This is a genomic window from Clostridia bacterium, from assembly GCA_026414765.1.
Classification (GTDB): domain Bacteria; phylum Bacillota; class Clostridia; order Acetivibrionales; family DSM-27016; genus SKW86.
This window is the reverse complement of record JAOAIJ010000047.1, coordinates 30874-55819: the sequence shown is the minus strand read 5'-3', so window position 1 is coordinate 55819 and position 24946 is coordinate 30874. Positions and strand designations below refer to the sequence as shown.

The following is a 24946-nucleotide window of genomic DNA, read 5'->3' as shown; positions in this document are numbered from 1 at the left end:
ATATAAAAGTGTTTTTCTACATTATTTTTTATAAAAAAAGGCAGAAACTATGCATTTTCGTACAAAGAAATAAATTTATTACATTTTTGTTTTTTAGTTTTTCTAAATGAAATATAATACATGTGTAACCAATAGGTTAGGGGGTATATAAAATGATATATGATTTGGATACTCTGGAAGATTCAACTGTTATCGCCACAACAAGGCTGGAAGTGACTGTTTCCAAACCTGGCACTTTTTACAAAGGCTCACGTTTTGACTGGACAGGATTTATAACGCAGGTGGAATTGGATAAGAAATATAAGTTTTGTGTGCCAGAAAGTCTGAAGCCTGGTATAGGAACCGGTGGTGCAGGCCTGTGTAACGAATTTGGTATAAGCAGCGCTATTGGTTATGATGAAACCAAACCCGGTGGAAAATTTCCTAAGCTTGGGGTTGGACTGCTTACAAGGAAGGATGATTCACCTTATTCCTTTGCAGAAAATTATGAAATTGAACCTTTTCCTATAAAAGTCAATACAGGCAAAGACTATATTGAGTTTGTTTCCGGGCCGTTGGAAGCAAATGGCTATTCTGCAGAACTTAGAAAGCTGCTCAGGGTATGCGACAACAAGCTTAAGATCGAATACCGGCTGAAAAACACAGGAACAAAACAGATTATTACCCATGAATACTATCATAATTTTATTGGTATAAACGGACAGCTTGTAGGTCCTGATTACTCCTTGAAAATGTCCTTTGATGTAGAACTGGATGATATTCCTGAAGGCAGGATTTTGAAAGCTGACGGAAATACTATTACATGGAAGGAGCAGCCTGAGTCCGATTTTTACAACCGCCCGGCAGGTTATCAAAAAGGAAATCCGCACATTTGGGAACTTATACATATGCCAAGCGGAGTAGGTGTGAAGGAGTATAGCTGCCTGCCTGCTTCACTTATTGCATTATGGGGGACTACACATGTAATAAGCCCTGAAGTGTTCATAGATATAAATATAGCACCTGGAGAGGTTTGCGAGTGGTCAAGGGAGTATGAGTTCTTCTGTAATGAATAATATAAAGGGCATTATGGATGCCCTTTATGATATTGAGCCGGTATATTGTTAAAACTTTATATACGAATTTCCATCTAAGGGTATGAGTGCCTGCAGTGATGGAGTACCTCCGGACAAACCAACTGCGTATACTGTATAGAATCTGTCAGCACGAAGAGTTATATTGGGTACGTATAGAGCTATAACTTCAGTACTTGTAGGACGTGCTTCCAGGATATATGTTCCCGGATCGACAGGTATATATTCTGTAATACCCTTGTAAGCAACATTACTGAAAAGTATGGTTCCATTGGGTAGTGTAATATCAACGCTTGGTGTATCCGGTGACAGGTGTACAAATCTTACATAAGCTTTCCCCTGTGTTGTTGGAACAAAAGGCTCATTAATCGGGAAAAGACTCAGCTCAGCTGGTCTGCCTGCTGCTGCAACTGTCATCACTGATTGAGGAGGAATATTTATACTGGTACTCAAAACAGGGTTTGAAGTTTGTCCGGATGGGAAAACATTTATATTATAAACACCGGTATTAACCCTGATATATGGTGTAAAGCCTTTATATACCAGGCCGCGTGCTATAATATTCTCATTTGCATATATATCCACAGTAGGTGCACCCGGAGATGCATGAAGGATTCTGATATAGGAGATATCTGATGGAGCCCTGTTATATGGATCATACGGAAAGTAGCAATAGCGTTCAAACACATTTTTCACCACCTAGAAATTTTGTATACTTCAATATATGAAGTTACCATAAAATAGGTTAATTAATAACTATAGCCAAACATAAAAAATATGATATAATAAGCAATGCCATGCATATACACATAATTGTTGTGAATAAGGGGATATTTTCCCAATAAGGAATATATCCAGTTCAACGGGTTTTACCCGCATAATACTTTTTTGATCAAAGGAGAGAATTTTTCTATGAGCTTGTATGATGATTGGAAAGCACTTGCTGAGGAAGAGAGAGCGCCAAAGGAATATGATAATTTCTGGAAGAATTATTTTGAGAAAGAAAAAGATAACTATGAAATAATTCTTGAAAACCATGATAAGGTCTATATCGGAAAGTTGAACGAACTAGTACAGACCTTTAATATGGATGCAGTTACCTTTACAGGTTTTTTAGACGGTATAAACACCAGCCTTGTTGAGTCAATAGATTTAGAGAGTCTGCAGGAAGACTCGGATATCAAACTGAATATAGATTTTGAGAAACTGTATTTCAACATGCTTGAAGCTAAGGCAGACTGGCTTTATAGCTTACCTCAATGGGAAAATGTTTTAGCTGAAGAAAAGAGGAAGGAAATAACTTCAGAATATAGAAGATCAAAAATAGCTGTCAGTAATAAAGTAGGAAGAAATGATCCATGCCCCTGCGGAAGTGGGAAGAAATATAAAAAGTGCTGCGGTTGATTAAAGGTGAAATATGAGTAGAATCGGTTCCAGGATAAATAGTGTAAGAACAGCGAAGGGTATAACTCAGAAGCAGCTTGCAAAAATGGTAGGTGTCGCTGAAAAATTCATAATAGAAGTGGAATCAGGAAAAAAAGTATTGAGTGATGACCTGATTAAAAGAGTTTCAAAGGCCCTGGGAGAAGAAATCAGTGAAATGATGCTTCCTATATCCGATGTGGTGCCTGAAAAACAGGAAAAGAGTAGCAAAACTCCGGCTAAGTTACCACAGCCCGAAGTCCAAAAAGTATGGAATGATGCGTTTGAATCTGTACTGAAGGCTGTTCCTGTTTACGACTATAGCATTGATAAGGTGTTACATACAAAGCAGTTGCCTGTAGTTTCAAATAAAATTGATGGATATGCAAAAGACAAGGTCCTTTATTTGGAAATCCAGGATAATGATATGATCGGTTTCAGGATTGTCAAAGGCGATCTGGCATTTGCCTATCTGACAGGGGAAGTGGAAAATAACGCTGTTTGCCTTGTAGAGATTAATGGAAACAGAGTTGTAAGGCAGCTTAAGAAACTTGACAGTGATAAAATTATGCTATTAAGTAATAACGGAAAAATGATGACGGAAACAGTGCAGCTTAGGAGTATGAAAATACTGGCAAGACTTGTGAGACTTGAGGTTAAGCTGTAGATATGGTTAGGGAACATAAGGCAGGAGTCAAAATTTATTTGATTGCTGCCTTTTTTTCTTAAGTCAACCAGCATAAGAGGTAAAATAATTACTTTATTCTGATATAATTATTATTAGTATTCGGATATAAAAATGGAGTAATAAGTATGAAGGGGATCGGAACTTCAGCCGGTATAGCAGTCGGTAAAGCCTTTATAGTCAATAAAGATATAAGTATAGAAAAAGCTATAATTTCTGATAGTGAATCGGAAATTGCCAGGTTGATCAAAGCAGTTAATGAATCTGAGCGGCAATTGGATGCGTTTCTTTTAAAACTAAGGGATGAAGGAAATGCAGATTCTATTGAGATACTTAGAGTACATAAAGCTATGTTGAACGATATGGAATTTATATCATCAATTAAGTCATTTATTATTGATGAGAGCGTTAATTCTGAGTTTGCGGTACAAATGGCAGCTAAAAGGATATCTGATTCACTCAGGACAACGGATGATGCCTATCTGAAAGAGAGGGCATTTGATATAGAAGATGTAGGAAACAGAATAATATGCAATCTTTCCGGGGGATTCCCGGATTTTTCCAGCATACCTGAAGAATCAGTGATAGTCACAAAATATCTTTCTCCTTCGGATGCAGCTGCCATAGATAAGTGCAGACTGAAGGGATTTGTAACGGAAGAGGGAAGTAGTACATCACATACTGCTATCATTGCCAGAACAGCAGGTATCCCTGCTGTCACAGGTATAGACGGCATTGTAGGAGCAGTCAGGAATGGTGACATTATTATAGTTGATGGCTTTAAAGGCGAGGTTATTTTGAATCCCGGTGAGGATACCATAAATCTATATAAAGCGAAGAAGCTGGAACATAAGGAATACCGGGATAAACTGAAAAAACTTAAGAACTTACCGGCTGTCACACTTGATGGTAGGGAATTTATTATTGAGGCGAATATTGGGAGCGGAACAGATGTCGGGGAGGTTCTAAATAGTGGGGCCCAGGGAATAGGACTTTTCAGAACGGAATTTGTATATATGAACAGCAGTGATTTTCCCTCAGAGGATGACCAGTTTTACGAGTATAAAAAAGTAGTCTCTAAAATGGGGCAGAAGAGGGTTACGATAAGAACTCTTGATATTGGCGGTGATAAAGAACTTCCTTATTTCAGGCTTGATAAGGAAGCAAAACCTTCTATATGTAACGGAGGTATACGGTTTTGCCTTGAAAGAAAGGATATTTTTAAGACTCAGCTGAAAGCTATATTGAGAGCAGGAGTATATGGGAATGTCAGTATCATGTACCCAATGATAACAGATGTATCGGAAGTAATAAGAGCAAACCGGGTTTTGGAGGAAGCTAAAACCGAGCTGAAACTGGATATGGTTCCTTTTTGTGATGACATAAAAGTAGGCATTATGATAGAGACACCTGCAGCTGCGATGTCGGCTCATATACTTGCTCGGGAGGTTGATTTTTTCAGTATCGGCACAAACGATCTGATCCAGTATACACTTGCAACGGAACGAAGCAGTAGAACCGAAGCATGCAATGATTACCTGAATGCGGATGTTTTAAGACTTATCAGGGATTGCATCTGCCAGGCACACAAACATGGAATATATGCGGCGATGTGCGGAGAGATGGCATCAGACCCTGAAACGGTAAAAATTTTACTGGGGTTGGGGCTTGATGTGTTCAGCATGAACCCGTCAGCAATACCTGTAATAAAGGATATAATAAGAAGCACTACCGTGGAGGAGGCAGCCAAATGTGCCTGTAAAGCCTTGAATGAGTGACTGGAATATATTGGTGTTTAGCTGAGTTTGCTGGATATTCAATACTTATTAACTAAGTGAGGTTGAACTATGAGAAAAGTTTGGGAAGAAAGCTTTAGTGTAAAAATTAGTGAGGTTGATTTCAAAAACAGAATAAAAACCGGTTCATTGTTTAGCTACATGCAGGAGGCAGCTGCAAATCATGCAAACAATCTGGAACTTGGATATATACAGAGTTTTAATAATTCTGAACTTATATGGGTTTTGTCCAGAGCTAAAGTTAAAGTGTACGGTATTGCAGGCTGGAAAGACGAGTTAAGGGTAAAAACCTGGCCGAAAGGAACTGATGGCTTATTTGCCGTGAGAGATTTTTTAATATTCAAGGGAAACGGTGAGCTTGTGTGTTCAGCTACCACATCATGGCTGGTACTTGACAAGGATACAATGAGACCCAAAAAAATGTCAGATGTTATACCTGAGGGTATACCAATAAATCAGCAAGAACATGGGATTGATGAAAAGCTTGATAAATTGAAGATAGAATGTGACTTGCCGGAACAAAGTCATATTACTGCAGCTTATAGCGATATAGATGTAAATAGGCATGTTAATAATGCAAAATACATCGATTGGATAATGGACAGCTTTTTCGGGGATTTATCAATGCAGGGACAGCTGGATTCACTCAGGATAGACCTGCTGTCTGAAACCAAATTGGGGGATAAAATAACCATCGGTAAAGGGATTTATCCGGAAAACCATGGAGTATACTTTTTTCAGGGGATGAATCATACAACTCAAAAAAAGGCATTCACTGCAAGGTTGGAATGGGTTTTTGAATAACATGGGGGTAATGACCGGTAAAGATAAATAGTCCGATTTTGTTCTTGACATGTACTGTCATATTGAACTTAGATAGTACAGGTTAATTTATTTTGGATACAATGCACAAAATAAGGGTAAATATATCCTGAGGTGATTACGAATGGATGCATTGAAAGATTTTATCGAAGGAAACTGGTGTGAGGAAATAGATGTGCGTAACTTTATTCAGCTAAATTATACTCCATATGAGGGTGATGACAGTTTTCTTAAAGGATCATCGGACTCTACTAAGCAGCAATGGGAACAGGTAAAAGGGCTTTTGGCAAAGGAAAGGGAAAACGGTGGAGTGCTTGATATAGATACCCGTACTGTTTCAACCATAACCGCCCATAAGCCGGGCTACATCAATAAAGTTTCTGAGAAAGTTGTAGGACTTCAGACAGATGAGCCTTTGAAAAGGGCTATAATGCCTTTTGGCGGAATGCGTATGGTAACAAAGGGATGCGAATCCTATGGCAAAAAAGTAGATCCGGATGTACTTAAGATATTCACTGAATATAGGAAAACCCACAATGACGGTGTGTATGATGTATATACTCCCGAGATGATGAGAGCAAAAAAAGCAGGTATAATAACAGGGCTACCTGATGCTTATGGCAGAGGAAGAATAATAGGTGATTACAGGCGTGTTGCTTTATACGGTGTTGATCGGCTTATCGATGAAAAAAAGTATGAGATGGTCAATCTGGAATTTGATTACATAGACGCGGAGACTATTAGAAACAGGGAAGAAATAAGCGAGCAGATAAAAGCCCTGAAGCTTCTAAAAGAAATGGCGTTCAGCTATGGTTTTGATATTTCGGGTCCTGCCAGAAACGCACGTGAAGCTGTGCAATGGCTGTATTTTGCGTACCTTGCGGCAGTGAAGGAACAAAACGGCGCAGCCATGAGCATAGGTAGAATTTCTACGTTTTTGGACGTATATATCGAAAAAGATATGAGGGAGGGAAAGCTGACTGAAGATGAGGCGCAGGAGCTTATAGACCAGCTTGTCATCAAACTGAGGATTGTAAGATTCCTTAGAACTCCTGATTATGAAAAACTCTTTAGCGGAGACCCTACATGGGTGACTGAGAGCATAGGAGGGATGAGTCTGGATGGAAGGACTCTTGTGACAAAAAATTCCTTCAGGATTCTGAATACATTGAATAACCTGGGGCCGGCACCAGAACCCAACCTGACAGTTTTGTGGTCGGTACATCTTCCTGAAGGCTTTAAAAAATTTTGTGCGAAGCTTTCTATCCATACCAGCTCTATTCAGTATGAAAGTGATGATATCATGAGGCATTACTGGGGAGATGATTATGGTATTGCTTGTTGCGTATCGGCTATGAGACTTGGCAAGCAAATGCAGTTTTTCGGTGCAAGGTGCAATCTCGCCAAAGCACTTCTGTACGCAATCAATGGTGGAAGGGATGAGATGAGCGGCAGCCAGGTAGCCCCTAAATTTTCTGCAGTAGATACGGAGTATCTGGAATATGATGACGTGGTAGAGCGTTTCAATATGGTTCTGGATTGGGTGGCGAGACTCTATATGAATACCCTTAATATTATCCACTCCATGCATGATAAATACGCGTACGAGCGGTTGCAAATGGCACTGCATGACAGGGAGGTTTTCAGAACCATGGCTTGCGGAATAGCAGGATTGTCTGTAGTAGCTGATTCACTGAGTGCCATAAAGTATGCACGCGTAAAAGCTGTAAGGGATGAAAAAGGTATAGTTGTTGACTTTGATGTGGAAGGAGATTATCCTAAATATGGGAACAATGATGACCGTGTTGACTCTATTGCGACCTGGCTGGTGAAAATGTTTATGGATAAACTCAGAAAGCAGAGGACATACAGGAATTCGATGCCTACGCTTTCAATCCTTACCATTACATCAAATGTTGTATATGGGGAAAAGACAGGGAATACCCCTGATGGAAGAAAGACAGGAGAGCCTCTGGCTCCTGGTGCAAATCCGATGCACGGAAGGGATATCAAAGGTGCGCTGGCAGTCCTGAGCAGCATAGCCAAGCTGCCTTATGAGTATGCACAGGATGGAATATCATATACCTTTTCTGTAATACCGAAGGCTCTGGGTAGAAATGAAGAAGCTAGAATAAATAATCTTGCTGCGCTGCTTGACGGATATTTCAAACAGGGAGGGCATCACATAAATATAAATGTTTTTGAGAAGGAGACCCTGCTTGATGCTATGGAGCATCCCGAGAAGTATCCTCAACTGACCATCAGAGTTTCTGGATATGCCGTTAACTTTATCAAACTGACGAGAGAACAGCAGCTTGATGTGATACACAGAACTTTGCATGAACATATATAGAAATCGTGTAATGAATGGGGGCAGCTTATATGATTACCGGAAACATACATTCATTTGAGACCTTTGGTACAGTAGACGGGCCTGGCATCAGGTTTGTTGTATTTATGCAGGGATGCCCGCTGAGATGCGCTTACTGTCATAACAGAGATACCTGGGACGCGTCAGGAGGCAGCCGGTATACCACTGATGATATTATCAAGGAACTTAAGAAATACAGCAGCTATATGAAGTTTTCACGCGGTGGAATAACTGTTTCCGGGGGAGAACCTACACTTCAGGCTGAATTCGTAACAGAGCTTTTTGAAAAGTGCAAGGAGATGGGAATACATACTGCTTTAGACACTTCAGGTTTTATTGATACGGAAAAGGTAACCCGTCTGCTTGGGCTTACCGACTTGGTGCTGCTGGATTTGAAGCATGCGATAGATGAAAAGCATATTAATCTGACAGGCGTGAGTAACCAAAAGATCAGGAAGTTTGCCCGCTACCTCAGTGAAAAGGGAATTCCTGTTTGGATACGGTATGTACTGGTGCCCGGATATACGGATGATGAAAGTGATTTAAAAGCTGCAGCTGAGTTTATTGGGGAACTGGACAATATAGAAAAAATTGAAGTTCTTCCTTATCATAATATGGGAGCCTTCAAGTGGGAGAAGTTGGGGGAAAAATATCCTCTTGAAGGAATAGAAAGCCCGACTGAAGAGCAGATACAAAAAGCAATAAACATATTGGAAAGCAGGTGGATGAAAAGGATGCCTTAAGATTATTAAGGCATCCTTTTACATATACTATATTGATATCATTGGAAGAAATATATCAAAATGTGGAAACCATTTGATATATATATAAAAATTGAGAATTATATAATTGGATTTTTACGTATTCAAGTGATATAATTTCTCTTGAAAATATTTTTGACAAAGGGGACAAAAATAGTATGGAGCGAAGAAGCGATAACCTTATAATTCCTGACAATTACCAACCTGCCTTATCCGTCAGAGAAACCGAAAGAGCTATTAAAGTATTAAAGGATTTCTTTGAAAATGAATTAGCAAAACAACTAAACCTTGCAAGAGTCTCAGCACCGTTATATCTGCGTGCGGAAACCGGTATGAATGATAATCTCAATGGAGTAGAAAGACCTGTTGCGTTTGATGTCAAAGGCATAGGAGGTGCTACTGTTGAAATAGTACACTCACTGGCGAAGTGGAAACGTATGGCCTTGAAATCCTATGGCTTCAGCATGGATGAAGGATTATATACAGATATGAATGCTATCCGCAGAGACGAGGACCTGGATAATCTGCATTCTGTATATGTAGACCAGTGGGATTGGGAGCTTATAATCTCAAGAGAAAACCGTACGGTAGAAAAACTGAAAGAGATAGTAGAAAGCATATTTAGGGTGTTTAAAAGGACAGAAGACTACATATGCGATTTATACCCTTCGTTAGACAGATATCTTCCGGATAACATAACGTTTATCACTACGCAGGAACTGGAAGATATGTACCCCCATCTTACCCCGAAACAAAGAGAAGATATGATTTCAAAAGAGAAAAAAGCTGTGTTTATAATGCAGATAGGTGGGACTTTGAAATCAGGCATAAAGCATGATGGAAGAGCTCCCGACTATGATGACTGGTCTCTTAACGGTGATATAGTATTCTGGTATCCGGTTCTAAATAGGGCTTTTGAAGTATCATCAATGGGAATAAGAGTAGATGAAGCATCACTTGCGGTTCAATTAAAGCTTGCAGGTTGTGTGGACCGTATGCATTATAAATTCCATAGAGATTTACTTGAAGGAAAACTCCCTTATACTGCCGGCGGCGGGATAGGTCAATCCAGAATATGCATGTTTTTCCTTGGAAAAGCTCATATAGGGGAAGTACAAGCCTCTGTATGGCCTGGTGAAATGATTGAAGAATGTGAAAAAGCAAATATAAAATTGCTATAAGGGAAAACATATATATAATTCTGGTTTTGTAGGGAGGAATAACCCAATATGCTGAATAAGACGATAAAGCAATTATACAGAGAAATAAAAGAATCAGTTAATCAGACTGTTAGGATTTCCGGATGGGTGAGGACTGTAAGGGATTCCAAAACATTCGGATTTATAGAGATAAATGACGGTTCCTTCTTTAAGAGCATACAGGTGGTGTTTGAAGAGGCCAGGATATCCAACTTCAAAGAGATATCCAAACTTGGAGTCGGTGCATCTATTATAGTAGAAGGCGAACTAGTAGAAACACCAAATGCAAAACAGCCTTTTGAGATAAAGGCCGACAAAATAATAGTTGAAGGGCAATGCCCACCCGAATACCCGTTGCAGAAAAAAAGACATTCCTTCGAGTTTCTGAGAACAATTGCACACTTAAGGCCTAGAACGAACGCGTTTTCAGCGGTATTCAGAATCAGGTCGCTGGCTGCATACGCCATTCATAAGTTTTTTCAGGAAAGAGGTTTTGTAAATGTTCACACTCCGATAATAACTGGGAGTGATTGCGAGGGCGCAGGAGAAATGTTCAGGGTTACCACCTTTGATCTTGATAATATTCCTAAAAGCCAACAGGGTGATATCGATTTTTCAAAAGATTTTTTCGGAAAGGCAACAAATTTGACGGTCAGTGGACAGCTTGCCGGTGAGGCATACTGCATGGCGTTCAGAAACATATATACTTTCGGCCCTACTTTCAGAGCTGAAAACTCAAATACTGCAAGGCATGCCGCTGAATTCTGGATGATAGAGCCTGAAATAGCCTTTGCTGATCTGAAGGATGATATGAAACTTGCTGAGGATATGCTCAAGTTTATTATTAATTATGTTATGGAAAATGCTCCCGAAGAAATGGAGTTTTTCAATAATTTTGTTGACAACACTCTCTTGGATAGATTGAATAATATAGTAAATTCTGATTTCGGACATGTAACTTATACTGAGGCTATAGAAATATTGAAGAAAAACAAGGATAAGTTTGAATACCCTGTGGAATGGGGAAGTGATCTGCAGACAGAACATGAAAGATATCTTACTGAGCAAGTGTACAAAAAGCCGGTCTTTGTAACCGACTATCCGAAAGAAATTAAGGCTTTTTACATGAGACTTAACGATGATAACAAAACCGTGGCAGCAATGGACTTGCTGGTACCTGGTGTAGGAGAGATAATTGGCGGTAGTCAGAGGGAAGAAAGGCTTGAATTTTTGGAGAGAAGACTGGATGAGCTTGGCCTCTGCAAGGAAGATTACTGGTGGTATCTTGAACTGAGGAAGTATGGCGGAACCAAACATGCCGGGTTTGGACTCGGATTTGAAAGAGCCATAATGTATATGACAGGCATGACAAACATAAGAGATGTCATTCCCTTTCCAAGGACTACGAAGTCTGCGGATTTCTGACAATAACAGAGTTTTGATAATTATACGGCAAAAGGCAGATGTGAGCGTGAATTGCTCATATCTGCCTTTTGAATTTCATCAAACCGGCTGGGCAGGTTAACTTATTAGTTCTACTATGATATTCAAAGCCATATTTATATTACTGATCGTATTTGTGATTTAAAAATTCAACTCTTTGTGCCGGTGCGGCATAAATCGTTGACTTATATGAAAGGAGTGCGTATATGGGAGCTTTTAAGAATATCAGCAATGAGCTTAAAACATTTTTTAGCAATCATTCTTTTTTTAAGATTCTGCTTCCACTTGATATCATTCTTCTGATTGGTGGATTGGGTGTAATGATCCTAAACGAATTTATCAGTGTCGGAAGTCTTCTTTATTCAATAGCGTACTATATCTTTCTACTTGGGTTATTATTGACATATGCAGGTTTTAATCAGAAAATGCTGTATATAGGTTTTTTTACATATGGGATAATTCAGGTAATAAACGTTTTTCAGGGATTGCTTGCCTCATACGGATACATGAATTATCACGCGCTTCTAACGGCACTGATATTTGGGTGGATAGGGTATTTGATATTCAAGAGAAGTACTGCTCCGGTAAAGCAATAAAATAAATATACTTTTTAGGAAGTAAGATAATAGTATTCTGATAGACAGGAATAATAGTATATATTAGAATTATAGAGGTAGTTATACTACCTCTATTGTTTTTTTAAAGGAGAAAGCAGGAATGAAAGAATGCGTGTGCAACAGCTGTAAAAATCTAAAAAGTATAATAACTGAGGAGAGCGGTGAGGAAAGGTATGAGTGTATTCACGGTTATCCTTCTGAAAAGTGTGAAGAGTGTATGGGTGAAGGTTGTGAGGAAACATGCGGGAATTATCTTTTTGATGACGGCGAGGATGTGTTTGCGATTGTCAAGTGCGCAAAATGCGGTAAGGAATTGAAAAAAGCATATAAGGATGAGCCGGAAGGTGATGTTTTATGTGTGGACTGTTATTTGAACGGCTGAATTACAGGTTGGTAATGCTGTTTAGTTTGCTTATCTGAATTAATGCATAAAAGAAATTCCAGATGCGGATATGAAGGAAGATGTAATTAATTATTCACAAGAAAGTATAATTATACATGCAACGTCTTGAGAAGCTTGCAAAATAGGAGCATAAAAAATAGCAAATGTCATATTTATTCGATTTTTGACATAGTTGCTTTTCATCCTTGCAGCTTTGTTGTGTTTGTGATAAAATAAACAATATTTATGGGATTGAGAGGAGCTTGCAATGACTATGGATAAAATGACGAAAATAATAAATGAATTATCATATTTAGTTGAGAACAACTGTAAAATCGATCCTGACTTTTATACTAAATATAATGTAAAAAGAGGTTTGAGAAATAGTGACGGCACAGGAGTATTGGTAGGACTCACCGGTATAGGAGAGGTGCATGGCTATGTCATAGACGAAGGTGAAAGAAAACCTGATGAAGGCCGCCTAAGCTACAGAGGTATAGACGTAAGGGATATAGTAGAAGGATTTCAGAGTGAGAAAAGGTTTGGATTTGAGGAAGTATGCTATCTCCTTTTGTTTGGGGAGCTTCCTGACAAAGCCAGACTTGACCAATTCAATGAACTTATCGGACAGTACCGTACACTTCCGGACAATTTTACTGAAGACATGATATTAAAGGCGCCTAGTATGGACATTATGAATAAGCTGGCAAGAAGTGTTCTTGCATGTTATTCTTATGATCCAAATCCGGATGATACAAGCTTAAGCAATATGTTGAGGCAAAGTCTTGAATTGATTGCACGTTTCCCTACAATGGTAGCTTATGCATATCAGGCAAAGTCACATTATTATGGAGGCAAAAGTCTTTTTATACATATGCCTCAGGCTGAATTAAGCATAGCAGAAAATATATTGTATCTTATCAGACCTGATAATAAGTATACAAGTGAAGAAGCAGAACTTCTTGATCTTGCGCTTGTTCTTCACGCAGAACATGGTGGGGGCAACAACTCTGCGTTTGCAACGAGGGTAGTATCGTCTTCAGGTACTGATACTTATTCGGCTATAGCGGCTGCTGTCGGTTCTCTAAAAGGTCCCAAACATGGTGGAGCAAATAATAAAGTAATGAGTATGATGGAGGATATAAAAGCAAATATATCCAACTGGGCAGATGAAGAAGAAGTAGCTGAGTATCTCGCGAAAATATTGAGAAAAGAAGCGTATGACAAATCAGGACTTATCTATGGTGTAGGCCATGCGGTATATACGCTTTCGGATCCAAGATCCATTCTTCTAAAAGAAAAGGCTGAGGGTTTGGCTAAGGAAACAGGAAAAATAGATGAATTTAATCTTTACACAACAATCGAGAGATTGGCTCCAAAGATTTTTATGGAGGTTAAGGGTTCCGGTAAGGATATAGCTGCAAATGTCGATTTTTACTCCGGTTTTGTTTACAGTATGATGAATATACCGCCGGAATTGTTTACACCGATTTTTGCTGTATCAAGAATTGTAGGCTGGTGTGCTCATAGAATAGAGGAGCTAATAGGGGTACAGAGAATCATAAGACCGGCTTACAAGAGTGTTGTAAGAGGTAAGACATATATTCCGATTAATGAAAGATAAACAATATAAAAGGCGATACTTGAGGGTATCGCCTTTTTAAATACTTACCTGCTTCAGGGAATTCCGATAGCTATATTCTATGCATGGAGTTGAAAATATCCACGTGCTGGATCTTAACTGATAAATCAAGCTCTTTTCCCTTGTTTTCAAGCTTATCGGACAGTATGGAAAAGCTTGTATTCATTTGAGAAATGTCAGTCATCATTATCATAGTAAAAACTTCCTGCATGATTGTCTGAGAAATATCCAGTATGTTGACATTGAATTCTGCAAGTATATTGCTGATAGAAGCTATTATTCCCACTTTGTCCTGACCGATAACGGTTATAACCGCTTTCACCATAGTTATCACTCCTCGTTTAATTTCTAAGACTGTGTATTGGGGCCGGAATTCTTCCGCCGCGCTTTATGAACTCTGTGCTGCTGAATCCGTTAACCTTCATTACAGGTCCGGAACCCAGCAGGCCGCCGAACTCTACTATGTCGCCCACATCTTTGCCCGGTGCCGGAATTATCCTGACAGCTGTTGTCTTATTGTTAATTACTCCAATAGCTACTTCATCTGCTATAATCGCCGAAATTGTTTCAGCACTGGTTTTACCCGGAACAACAATCATGTCCAGACCAACTGAACAGACACAGGTCATAGCTTCGAGCTTGTCAATGGAAAGAGCACCTTTGACGACTGCATCAATCATGCCTGCATCTTCACTGACTGGTATAAAGGCACCGCTTAAACCTCCTACATAGGAGGAAGCCATTGTACCGCCTTTTTTTACCGCATCATTCAGAAGGGCTAACGCAGCAGTAGTACCATGAGTACCGCATTTTTCCAGGCCCATTTCCTCCAGGATATAGGCTACACTGTCCCCGATTGCCGGTGTAGGAGCCAAAGATAAATCTACTATCCCAAAGGGCACATGAAGCCTTCTGGAAGCTTCCTGTGCAACAAGTTGTCCCATTCTGGTTATTTTAAAGGCTGTTTTCTTGATTGTTTCGGCTACTGTACCGAAATCAGCGCCTTTTACCTTTTCAAGGGCACACTTTACAGCACCTGGACCGCTGACACCTACGTTTATTACACATTCCGGCTCACCGACTCCATGAAATGCGCCTGCCATAAACGGGTTATCCTCAGGTACATTTGCGAATACTACCAGTTTTGCACAGCCAAGACCGTCGTCTTTAGCTGTCAGTTCAGCGGTTCTCTTGATTATCTGCCCCATTTCGCTCACGGCATCCATATTTATGCCTGCTTTCGTGGTAGCCAGATTTACTGAAGAACACACCTTCTTTGTTGTACTTAAGGCTTCAGGTATAGAATTGATAAGCTTTCTGTCACCTACTGTATAGCCTTTGTGTACAAGAGCCGAAAAACCGCCGATAAAGTTTACTCCCACAGCTTCAGCAGCTTTATCCAGGGTTTCTGCAAATCTTACATAGTCTTCTTCGTCACAGCTTTCTGCAATCATGGATATGGGGGTTACAGATATTCTCTTGTTTATAATGGGTATGCCGTATTCCTTTTCTATATCTTCTCCCACTTTTATCAGATTTGATGCAAACCGTGTTATTTTATCATATATCTTTTTACGGGCGATAATACCTTCAGAATGGCAGCAATCCCTAAGTGATATACCCATGGTAATGGTTCTGATATCAAGATTTTCTTCTTGTATCATTTTTATAGTTTCCATAACTTCAAAAGGACTTATCATTGATTATCTCCTTGAGTGTTTTAAAATACATATATATTTTACACTTAGTTTACAAAAAGCGCTACTATAATAATTTCCCGATAAATTCACTCGTTTTGCTAATTCTTTATATATTTTTTGAAATAATTGCTCTTAATGATTATGTCAGCCAGATCCAGGCCTTTAACGGCAGACTCCTTGAACTGTTCACTACCCGGATCATATATGAATTTTCTATTCTTCAACACAACGAAGCTCCTGTTTGTTTTCAGCAGGTTTCTACCCATTGATGTGTATTGATATTTCTCTTCATCAACTCCCATTAAGTATGCAACAGTAGGGAGGATGTCTATTTGGCCTCCAATAGTTTTTATCTCTTCACCCTGGAAATTGTTTTGATAAACAATGAAAGGAATTTGTCCATTATTTTCAAGCCACCATTTCTCAGGATTACTGATTTTCTGAACATCTTTGGGATAAAATTTATGGACACCGCAGTGATCGCCGTATATTACGATGACTGAGTTATCCAGGAGATTATCCTGCCGCAACCTGTCCAGAAAAAATCCGATTTGTGTATCTACATAGCGCGCGCTTTGGAAATATCCTCCAAGAGTAGACTTGTCGAGTTCCTCATTCAGCTTAAGCTCCCAATACTTTTCAGGCAGATCAAACGGAGCATGACTCGACAGTGTAACCATAAAGGAATAAAATGGCTGTTTTTGCTTCGCCAGTATGGATTCTACTTGTTTTAAGAATGAACCGTCACTTAATCCCATACCTATTTTCTCATCGATAACAAACCCCGAGGAATCTACACACTTGTCAAAGCCCATAGAATCCAAAGCCGGCATCCAGTTCCAATAGGAGCCCTTGTCAGGATGAAGGGCAATTGTGTAATAGCCGATACCCTTAAGCAGGTTTGGCAAAGAGTTATATACTGTGTAAGGATAACTGAAAAAAGTGCTCCCCTGTCTTAAAGGATATACTGAAGTATTGGCAATCAAGTCTCCATCCGAACTCTGACCCTGGTTGACCTGTTCGTATGTATTTGGAAAATACAGACTGTGTTCAAGCATTTTATTAAGGTTTGGAGTTACTTCCTGACCAAAAATCTTTTGTTTCAGAACAAATCTCTCAAAGGACTCAAGCTGTATGAATATCAAGTTTTTGCCTATAAACATACCCTTATACTTGTTATCAGAAATGAATTCTTTCTTTTCCTCAAACCATGAGGATACTTCATCAGCTTCTGCTGAGGTCATTTTATATGGCTGACTGTCTTTCCAAAACGCATATGCATTAAAAATGTGATATCCTATCGGAGAAAGGTTCCTGACTGTTATATTAGGATCATACAAACGGAAATAGTAAATAGCAGGGTCTTTAAACTTAAGTACATCTACCTTTACGGGAATATATGCTATTACTCCGATTGATACTAGCAGCATTACTACTGAAGCAGTTATGGCTCTTTCAGCATTTTTGTACAATTCTTTCTTTCTTAACAAAAATACTATCAAAATAATAATGTCTATGAAGAAAATTGAATCGATCCAATGTAATAGCGAAAATATACTGTCTGAGAGATTATCCAGATTTGCAGTTTGCTGAAGCAAATGCAAAGAAGGCATGGTGTCAAAGCCCCTGTAATACAGCAGATCTGTCAGGATAAGCACTGAAGCCAGCAAATTAACAATAATTAGATACCACACCCGTGCCCGGTTTTTAAACAGAAAAGCAAAGGAAATAAAGATAACTATGAAGCTTACGTAATAGTATATGCAGGGCAATGCTTTTTTAAAAGCAGCGGTCAGATTAAAGCTGTAATGTGTTTTATCAACTGTAAATCCAATAAACACTATACTTTTCATCAGTATAGAAAGCAAAGTGGAATACCATATTTTGTCTTTGTAGAATTTCAATACATTTCACCCTTTATCAGTTATTGAATATCTTTGATTATCTTGCTGCGGATTTTCACCCATAAGTTTATAGCAGTATGTGAGCAGTTCAATACGTGAGCTGACATTCATTTTAGCATAAATTCTTTTGTTGTGGGTCTTTACTGTGTTAATACTGATGAATAATATCTGGCTTATTTCTTTTGCAGTGTGCCCTTTGATATACAGGTCAAAGACCTCACGCTCAGCCTTCGATAGAGTGCTTAGGCGCTGTGTGAATTCTTCAAACTGAGTATTATCCAGTTCGAAGGAAGTTTCTGGGGCTATAATAGGGTTGTTGTCACAATTCATCTTCACGGAAGTCTTTATATTATGACCGGATTCATATGGATATTTCTTTAAAAATTCTATGAAGTCATCGATTTCCGGGATATTTGTTTTCTTTGACGGCAGACCGTATTCCTTAATTTTATTGAGTGTATTTACTATCGGTTTGACATAATATCTGCTGGTAAAGTATGATATTAAGATTCCCAATATAAACAGGATTAAAAATGCTGCAAACAACAAAAACAACTGACTGTTCCCTTTTACATCTTCCTGCGGCAATAGGACTGCTAACACCCAGTATTCGTCCTTGAATACTGATTTTGAAGGATACAGACTGACTTTTGTATCCAGCCCTAGTATGTTTTTTTGGTTTGATGAATCAAAATAATAACGCTTAAACCCGTTTTTGTTATTTTTAGTATAAGAAGACAGTAAATAATCATGCTTGCTTCCCTGCAGCCATCCTGGATTTTCTTCAATAAGAACTGCGTTTTTCATATTTATCCTGTCTGAATCCGACAGTGAAAAAAGTAATACTTTATGCTTGAATGAAGGAAGAAGCGGTTGGGATAAAAGCTTTTCAAAAAATGTTTTTGAGATTTGAAGTCCGCAAACACCGTAGGGTACGCCGTTTTTATCAATCAATGGCACTGAAAATGTCATTGCCGGTTCACTGTTTTCAGTAGTTTTGAAGAAGGGACTCCAATACCCCAAATCCTGCAACCTTGTTCCTTTACTCCTGAATGCTGCTGCAAAAGGTATATTATAAAAGCTGGTTGAGTTTTTCTCTCGTTGTATTCCTGCATCATACTCAAGCTCCCACTCTGTGTGCAAATAAAAGTCATTTTCGCGGGCGACAGCCGGTGGTCCGTAATGAAGGAATAACGCATCAGAACTGTAGGGCATGACATCCGGATCCATATCAACTATATAAAAACCCGCTTTGCTATCCAGGGCATGGCTTAGGGTAGGGTTTACGGTTGCATCAAAAAATACAAATACACCACTGACACATGTTTTCTGCATGGTGAATACTGCCTTCTCAACTTCGTTTCCCAGCAGAGTTTCAAGAAGATAGGGGTGTGATTTCAAATCTGATATGGAGAGTCCGTGTTCTGAGAGGCTTTTTTCAATACTTTTATTAAGTTTCCCGGCAAGTTCAATTGTATTTGCAGAGATAGAGGAGTATCTCTGAGATAATTCCTTTGCGGAAATATCAAGCTGCTTTTTTACCAGCATATAAGAATTGTCATTGAAGGAAGCAATGATGCCTGTTGTACTTAAAACAAAATAAATGCCGGAGAGTAATAAAAAAACCAGCAGTATCTGTAAAACCCACAATCTGTTTTTCAGTGACATTTTATCCAAATGTAATTTTTGTTCAATCGGTTTTAAGTATTTCATTTCGTACCTCACCGATAAAACGTTCATATTTATCTTTTCTTGCTATATTTTTGAAAGCGGTATCGAGATTTTTTGTTGCTTCATAATCTTTTAGGAAGTCTGAACGGCTGGCTTTTGCTGCAGAAAGGAACTTATCTTCAAAAGCAAACCTCATTTCGTCACTGTTTTCAAAAGGCTTATATGTGTACAACTCATAAGTTTTCATCATTTCAAGTGCCTGCTTTATTACTTTTAAGACATTTGTATACTCAGGATAATTTTTTAGTTTTTCTAACTCTTCCGGTAAAATACTGTCTATTGCTTCCTTTGTAACCGGAAGATAGCCTGTTTTCAATACAAATTCAGTATTGCGGCGCGGATCTGTAAACCACTCTAAAAATATGGCAGAAGCTTTCTCTTTTTCCTGTGTCGATTTCATTATTGCTACCCCGGCACCCTGTTGGACTGAAGTTTTTCTACCATTCTCAAAAACCGGGTATGGCAATACTTTTAGATCTATATCCAGTTTTGTATTATCTTTGTAAGTTATAGTTTTAGGGAAAAACTTTGCACCTGCAGTCGAACCTGCAAACATTACGAGATCGCCTGTCTGCACATCTTCTGAACGGTAATAGCTGTATGCACCGAAATATCCTCTTGCCATTGGGATATGGTAATAATCCCATAGCTTGCTAAATGCGGGACTTCCAAGGTTTATTGTACCGGATCTCCCGTTAGTGCTGAAAAAGTCATTGCTCAGCTGCCGGCATCCGACAACTGCAAAATTGCTTGCTGCGTCAAATCCGAATAGGGCAGTGCCATCATTGGCAGTATCAGGAGTTTTGGCATCTGTCCAGTCATAATATGCCTCTGCTGTTTTCAGTATACCCTCAAATGTATTGAGCATACTTTCATCCAGACGGTTAGGGGGATTTTTTTCATTATGCTCCTGTAGGAATTTCATATATACAGTGTTATTAACATATAAAAGTTCGGTAGATTTAGCGATCGGGAAAATGATAATACCGCTGTCGCTGGTCAATCTGCCCTCTTCCAGGAAGCTGTCCACATATTTTGCGGTTTTACTTGTATCCATATATTTTTCTACAGATACAACCTTACCCATACCATACAGGGTATAAGCCGTACCGGGATAAACTGTTGCCATATCGGGCATGTCAGGAGCACCCGGCTCACCGTTTGCAGATTGTATGATTTTGTTGTGTATATCCCCGGAATTATCCATACTGTAAGCTTTTATTGCGATATTTTTTTCCAGACCGACAGTTTTGTTGAATTCTTCAATATACTTGTCAAATACAATCTTTTGCTCTCCAAGATAGTGATGCCACATGTTAAGTGAGACATGTCCGGTCTTGTCAGACTTAGAGAATGGGAAAGCACAGGAGGGCATAATTGAAGGTATGAACAAAAAAGCTAAAAGAAATAGCCATGTATGCTTTTTTATAACATAATTATTCATAAATTCACGTCCTCTTAAAGAATAATTGTCGTAGTTTACCATTTATTAATATACATAATATAGCAGTACAAGTATAGCAAATTAACCAGAGTTTTACAATAAATAACTGATGTTATGAGTATTTTTATTGTTAACCTCTAAGTCACTACACAAGTAATCTCAACCAACCAGCATAATAAGTTAACTTAATATAATACCATTATTACCATAACATGCCAATATATATATACTATTTTTTGATAAAATCATCCCGAATCTTCTAAAAATCACCCCTAATTTACACAAAAATCACTCCTGAGTGTAATTTGCAAACGAGGTATAAACAGATAATATAAAGCAATATGTATAAAACTTATTTCTGCTGAATCATAGGCTATTTTGGAGAATAAAGCACTAGTAAATATTGACATGCTGTATTATTTGGAATAATATTATTATATCAATTCTTAATTTTCTTAAGACCTATGGTGCAATAACGGGAATCTAAACGGCTGTGAACAGGTCAGTAATGGATTAAACAGGAATTTTTGATCTATGTTGACTTCTTATGAATTTCATTAATTCTATATTACAATAATACAAATTATTTACAGGAGGTTTTTATCCAATGAAAGAAACAAAAAAGCTTATTGCAGTCTTAGTAACATTGGTACTTGTACTCACATGCATGTTTTCTGCAACAGTAGTGTTTGCCGAAGATGAAGATCAGACGGAAGAAGCGTCACAGGATACAGCAGCACAGGAGGAAAGCGCAGACGTGGTCGATTCTCTTGGCGGATACAAGGGATTGGTGGCACACTGGAAGTTTGATGGGGATTTGAAGGATTCTTCCCAGTTTGCAAATGATGGAGTAGCCGTAGGAGGAAAAAACGGCGTTACTTTTGTCGATGCTGTATTAGGTAAGGGAGTAAAGCTTGACGGTAAGAGCTATATTAAGGTAAAAGACAGTAATTCACTTGACATAAGAGATGCATTTACCTTCTCTTTCTGGGTTTACAAGGATGATATGAGGAAAAAGGAAACAATGGAAGGCGGAGTACCATACATCATTAAGTATAATGAAGAAGGTTATGATTATCCGTATGGTGTATACGAATGGTGGACAATGACACCCGGGATAACCTTCTGTGATTCAGACGGTGCAGAGGATATTCATGCTGAAAAACAGGTTGATATCAATAAATGGACACTGGTAACTGCAACATATGACGGAGAAACAATGGCTATATACCACAACAAGGAAATGGTGAAGAGTGAACTGAAGAGCACATCTCTTATAAAATCCTCACAGCCGTTGTATATCGGGTTTGGACACTTTATGACAGTAGATAATTACTTTAAGGGTGTTATGGATGACATGAGAATTTACAACAAGGCTCTGAGCTATACTGAAGTTGAGGATCTTTATGATGATGCTGTAGCCGATGGATCCGGCAAAAATCTGGTTATCAGGCCAAACAAGCTTGTAGCATACTACAAGTTTGAAAACAACCTTAAAGACTTGTCTGGGTGTGGCAATGACGGCTTTGCAGTAAAAGCAAACAACTTCAAGTATGTAGATGGTATTGCAGGAAAAGCAGTAAGATTCAATGGTGCGAGCTATATTGAAGTCAAGGACAGTGATTCATTAGACCTGGATAGAGGATTCACTTTCGGAATGTGGGTTTATAAGGAAAAGAGCAAGAATAACCAGCCTATCTTTGCTAAATATGGGGAAAGCCACAATAAAAAGGAGACTTCCTACAAGCTGACTGACTGGGCAAACAATGGTGGGCACAGACTGGAACTGGCTGATATAGATAAGGATGTAAACTATACAGACTACACAATTGATAATGAAAAATATGTTGACGGAAGATGGTATTATTATACGGCTACTTATAACGGAAAGGCAGAAGATGATGATACTGCAGACGGCGATGCAAACACAATAAAGATATACATAGACGGAAAACTCATAAAAACTGAAGAGTTTGACGGCGATATATCTAATTCCAGCGGTCCGTTATGGATAGGTGGAACGACCGACAGCATTTACTTCAAAGGTATCATGGATGAGTTCAGAATTTACAACTATGCGTTGACACCGACCCAGGTAAAAGAATTATACTCTATGAGAGACGGGCTTGAAGTATTATCGGGTACTAAGGCAGTTACATCATTGACAATGAAGGCAAAGCAGGAAGTACAGCTGAAGATAAATTCCCTCACACATCTGTTTACTGTTCCAGCTGAAAAGCTGGGTGTGGGCAAAGATGATATAAAGCGTTTGGATGTGTCAAGCAAGGCGGTTTACAAATCCAGCAATACAAAGGTGGTATCTGTTTCATCAACAGGTAAGCTTACAGCAGCAGGTAAAGGAAATGCGACTGTCACAGTTACTTACGGCAGCCGTTCCCAAAATATTACAATTGTTGTAAAATAACATAAATTTCAGAAAATATTAAAGACTGGGGTGCACAAAGGCTCCAGTCTTTTTGCATTCCGGTGCTTCCGAAATAATTCGATGAATTTTGTCAGTTAATTTATTCAGCATCAAGACATTGTTTTGTATTTATCGTATTATATAAATAGGGAAATTGATATTTTATTTGCGGGGGATGACTGGTGTAATGAGAGCATTTATCCAAGAGGATTCTATTGCAGGTGGTATATTTCCGGTACAGGATTTTGCCGGAGAATTTAGAAACAAGTATATAAAGCTTTGGTGGGAAACGTCTACAGATATGCCGGTTGCCGGAGAAGAAAAAGCAAAAGCTCTGAAAAGTGTAAAAGAAAAACAGACAGATATTTTTATAAGGAATATGGCACAAAAACTTAAGGCTTTGCCTGCGCCAGGTTTGGAACAGGTTTCCTGGAGAGAGGGATTCAAAAAAAGTACCCGGAAATTTGCAAGAGAAACCCTTGGATTCAGTGAGGAATATCTGGATATAGTTTTCGGTGAAGGTTTCATCAAGTCTACCAGTTCATTTGTGAAGCAAGCAAGGAATTTTGCCCCTGAAATGAAGCTTGAAGATATATTTCAAGCAATAAGAAATGTGTGGATAATGAATAGTTTACAGGCATTTACAGGTCTGGACATAGGGTACTCAAATCCGATTTTCGCTTATAGTATGCTTTACCCGTATACTGACAATTATTTGGATTCAACTGATATAGAATATGTGGAAAAGGCTGAAATCAGCAGTCGTTTCAGAAGGTGTCTCGCAGGAGATACAGTAGCACCGTCAAGCAAATATGAGAAGGATATTTTTACTTTGGTTCAGATGATCGAAGAAGAATATCCTAGGGAAAAATACCCTCACATATATGAAAGCCTTCTGGGAATACATGATGCCCAGCAAAACAGTCTGCAGCAGCAATGCAGAAGATCGTCGCCGTATGAAAGGGATATACTGGGAATTAGTTTTCAAAAAGGTGGAATGTCGGTATTGACTGATGCTTTTTTAGTCGGGGGTCGTTTGACAGTAGAAGAAGCAGATTTTGCGTTTGGTTTCGGAATTATTTTGCAGCTTGCAGATGATTTGCAGGATGTAAATACAGACGCTGAAAACGGACATATGACCATTTTTTCGCAAATAGCAGGAAAATGGCCTTTGGACGCTATAACAAACAGACTGATGAACTTTATATCAAAAGTGATGGACTCAAGCGGATGTTTAGAGTCTTCTGTTTCCTTAAACATGAAGAGTCTGATAAAATACAATTGTAATTTCTTAATACATCAGGCGATAGCGAAAAATAGAAAGCTGTTTACTGCTGAATATATAAATGAAATCAGCAAGTATTCCATTTACAGCTATAAATATTTAAGAAAGCTGTACGACAAACTGAGGAAGGAATATGTTTTCTTTGAAAAAGGCAGGAGGGGGTCATCATTAGATGATACTGTCCATACTATAATTGATAACTTATAGAACTGAAACAGAAGGAGCAGCAAAAATATGCTGCCCC

Annotated in this window: 20 protein-coding genes; 14 read left to right on the top strand and 6 right to left on the bottom strand. The window is 38.7% G+C overall.

Annotated elements, in window-relative coordinates; genetic code table 11:
• Nucleotides 1-152: 152 nt before the first annotated feature.
• A complete protein-coding gene (locus N3I35_18510) occupies nt 153-1055 on the top strand; it encodes a hypothetical protein (GenBank protein MCX8132077.1) in 903 nt (300 codons plus the stop codon).
• A 48-nt stretch (nt 1056-1103) separates the two neighbouring features.
• On the opposite strand, the gene N3I35_18505 is transcribed toward N3I35_18510, so the two are convergent.
• Nucleotides 1104-1760, bottom strand: coding sequence for a DUF4397 domain-containing protein (locus N3I35_18505; GenBank protein MCX8132076.1), 657 nt, complete (start codon nt 1758-1760; stop codon nt 1104-1106).
• A gap of 225 nt (nt 1761-1985) precedes the next feature.
• Here N3I35_18505 and N3I35_18500 point away from each other — a divergent pair, with 225 nt between their 5' ends.
• The 11 genes from N3I35_18500 (at nt 1986) to N3I35_18450 (ending at nt 14195) form a co-directional block, all read left to right on the top strand.
• The gene (locus N3I35_18500) at nt 1986-2477 is read left to right on the top strand and encodes an SEC-C metal-binding domain-containing protein (GenBank protein ID MCX8132075.1); all 492 of its coding nucleotides are present in this window, start codon (nt 1986-1988) and stop codon (nt 2475-2477) included.
• A gap of 13 nt (nt 2478-2490) precedes the next feature.
• A complete protein-coding gene (locus N3I35_18495) occupies nt 2491-3162 on the top strand; it encodes a helix-turn-helix domain-containing protein (GenBank protein ID MCX8132074.1) in 672 nt (223 codons plus the stop codon).
• Between the two features lie 146 nt (nt 3163-3308).
• On the top strand, nt 3309-4958 hold the full coding sequence (gene ptsP, locus N3I35_18490) for a phosphoenolpyruvate--protein phosphotransferase (GenBank protein ID MCX8132073.1): 1650 nt from the start codon (nt 3309-3311) through the stop codon (nt 4956-4958).
• A 69-nt stretch (nt 4959-5027) separates the two neighbouring features.
• Nucleotides 5028-5780, top strand: coding sequence for a thioesterase (locus N3I35_18485; protein MCX8132072.1), 753 nt, complete (start codon nt 5028-5030; stop codon nt 5778-5780).
• Nucleotides 5781-5922: 142 nt separating this feature from the next.
• The gene (gene pflB / locus N3I35_18480; GenBank protein ID MCX8132071.1) at nt 5923-8151 is read left to right on the top strand and encodes a formate C-acetyltransferase; all 2229 of its coding nucleotides are present in this window, start codon (nt 5923-5925) and stop codon (nt 8149-8151) included.
• Between the two features lie 29 nt (nt 8152-8180).
• On the top strand, nt 8181-8912 hold the full coding sequence (gene pflA / locus N3I35_18475; protein ID MCX8132070.1) for a pyruvate formate-lyase-activating protein: 732 nt from the start codon (nt 8181-8183) through the stop codon (nt 8910-8912).
• Nucleotides 8913-9088: 176 nt separating this feature from the next.
• Nucleotides 9089-10111: an aspartate--ammonia ligase gene (asnA, locus tag N3I35_18470; protein ID MCX8132069.1), complete on the top strand. Its 1023-nt coding sequence runs from the start codon at nt 9089-9091 to the stop codon at nt 10109-10111.
• Between the two features lie 48 nt (nt 10112-10159).
• On the top strand, nt 10160-11554 hold the full coding sequence (asnS, locus tag N3I35_18465) for an asparagine--tRNA ligase (protein MCX8132068.1): 1395 nt from the start codon (nt 10160-10162) through the stop codon (nt 11552-11554).
• 224 nt (nt 11555-11778) lie between these two features.
• On the top strand, nt 11779-12168 hold the full coding sequence (locus N3I35_18460; GenBank protein MCX8132067.1) for a hypothetical protein: 390 nt from the start codon (nt 11779-11781) through the stop codon (nt 12166-12168).
• Nucleotides 12169-12289: 121 nt separating this feature from the next.
• Complete coding sequence (locus N3I35_18455) at nt 12290-12571, top strand: hypothetical protein (GenBank protein MCX8132066.1); 282 nt, start codon at nt 12290-12292, stop codon at nt 12569-12571.
• A gap of 274 nt (nt 12572-12845) precedes the next feature.
• Nucleotides 12846-14195, top strand: coding sequence for a citrate/2-methylcitrate synthase (locus tag N3I35_18450; GenBank protein ID MCX8132065.1), 1350 nt, complete (start codon nt 12846-12848; stop codon nt 14193-14195).
• A 70-nt stretch (nt 14196-14265) separates the two neighbouring features.
• Here N3I35_18450 and N3I35_18445 read toward each other — a convergent pair whose 3' ends face one another.
• The 5 genes from N3I35_18445 to N3I35_18425 form a co-directional block, all read right to left on the bottom strand.
• Nucleotides 14266-14535, bottom strand: coding sequence for an ACT domain-containing protein (locus N3I35_18445; protein ID MCX8132064.1), 270 nt, complete (start codon nt 14533-14535; stop codon nt 14266-14268).
• A gap of 19 nt (nt 14536-14554) precedes the next feature.
• Entirely contained in the window at nt 14555-15913 is a 1359-nt protein-coding gene (locus N3I35_18440; protein MCX8132063.1) for a PFL family protein, read from the bottom strand.
• Nucleotides 15914-16011: 98 nt separating this feature from the next.
• The gene (locus tag N3I35_18435) at nt 16012-17817 is read right to left on the bottom strand and encodes an LTA synthase family protein (protein ID MCX8132062.1); all 1806 of its coding nucleotides are present in this window, start codon (nt 17815-17817) and stop codon (nt 16012-16014) included.
• Nucleotides 17818-17823: 6 nt separating this feature from the next.
• Nucleotides 17824-19530, bottom strand: a complete 1707-nt coding sequence (locus N3I35_18430; GenBank protein ID MCX8132061.1) for a helix-turn-helix transcriptional regulator — start codon at nt 19528-19530, stop codon at nt 17824-17826.
• On the bottom strand, nt 19508-20992 hold the full coding sequence (locus N3I35_18425; protein ID MCX8132060.1) for an extracellular solute-binding protein: 1485 nt from the start codon (nt 20990-20992) through the stop codon (nt 19508-19510). Before N3I35_18425 ends, N3I35_18430 begins: the two co-directional genes overlap by 23 nt.
• Nucleotides 20993-21599: 607 nt before the next feature.
• On the opposite strand from N3I35_18425, the gene N3I35_18420 reads away from it, so the two are divergent.
• Both N3I35_18420 and N3I35_18415 read left to right on the top strand, forming a co-directional pair.
• On the top strand, nt 21600-23417 hold the full coding sequence (locus N3I35_18420; protein ID MCX8132059.1) for an Ig-like domain-containing protein: 1818 nt from the start codon (nt 21600-21602) through the stop codon (nt 23415-23417).
• Nucleotides 23418-23604: 187 nt separating this feature from the next.
• Entirely contained in the window at nt 23605-24909 is a 1305-nt protein-coding gene (locus N3I35_18415) for a class 1 isoprenoid biosynthesis enzyme (protein ID MCX8132058.1), read from the top strand.
• Nucleotides 24910-24946: the final 37 nt, after the last annotated feature.

Coding starts and splice junctions, on each gene's coding strand:
- N3I35_18510 (MCX8132077.1), top strand. CDS start 153: ATGATATATGATTTGGATACTCTGGAAGATTCAACTGTTATCGCCACA.
- N3I35_18500 (MCX8132075.1), top strand. CDS start 1,986: ATGAGCTTGTATGATGATTGGAAAGCACTTGCTGAGGAAGAGAGAGCG.
- N3I35_18495 (MCX8132074.1), top strand. CDS start 2,491: ATGAGTAGAATCGGTTCCAGGATAAATAGTGTAAGAACAGCGAAGGGT.
- ptsP (MCX8132073.1), top strand. CDS start 3,309: ATGAAGGGGATCGGAACTTCAGCCGGTATAGCAGTCGGTAAAGCCTTT.
- N3I35_18485 (MCX8132072.1), top strand. CDS start 5,028: ATGAGAAAAGTTTGGGAAGAAAGCTTTAGTGTAAAAATTAGTGAGGTT.
- pflB (MCX8132071.1), top strand. CDS start 5,923: ATGGATGCATTGAAAGATTTTATCGAAGGAAACTGGTGTGAGGAAATA.
- pflA (MCX8132070.1), top strand. CDS start 8,181: ATGATTACCGGAAACATACATTCATTTGAGACCTTTGGTACAGTAGAC.
- asnA (MCX8132069.1), top strand. CDS start 9,089: ATGGAGCGAAGAAGCGATAACCTTATAATTCCTGACAATTACCAACCT.
- asnS (MCX8132068.1), top strand. CDS start 10,160: ATGCTGAATAAGACGATAAAGCAATTATACAGAGAAATAAAAGAATCA.
- N3I35_18460 (MCX8132067.1), top strand. CDS start 11,779: ATGGGAGCTTTTAAGAATATCAGCAATGAGCTTAAAACATTTTTTAGC.
- N3I35_18455 (MCX8132066.1), top strand. CDS start 12,290: ATGAAAGAATGCGTGTGCAACAGCTGTAAAAATCTAAAAAGTATAATA.
- N3I35_18450 (MCX8132065.1), top strand. CDS start 12,846: ATGGATAAAATGACGAAAATAATAAATGAATTATCATATTTAGTTGAG.
- N3I35_18440 (MCX8132063.1), bottom strand. CDS start 15,913: ATGATAAGTCCTTTTGAAGTTATGGAAACTATAAAAATGATACAAGAA.
- N3I35_18430 (MCX8132061.1), bottom strand. CDS start 19,530: ATGAAATACTTAAAACCGATTGAACAAAAATTACATTTGGATAAAATG.
- N3I35_18425 (MCX8132060.1), bottom strand. CDS start 20,992: ATGAATAATTATGTTATAAAAAAGCATACATGGCTATTTCTTTTAGCT.
- N3I35_18420 (MCX8132059.1), top strand. CDS start 21,600: ATGAAAGAAACAAAAAAGCTTATTGCAGTCTTAGTAACATTGGTACTT.
- N3I35_18415 (MCX8132058.1), top strand. CDS start 23,605: ATGAGAGCATTTATCCAAGAGGATTCTATTGCAGGTGGTATATTTCCG.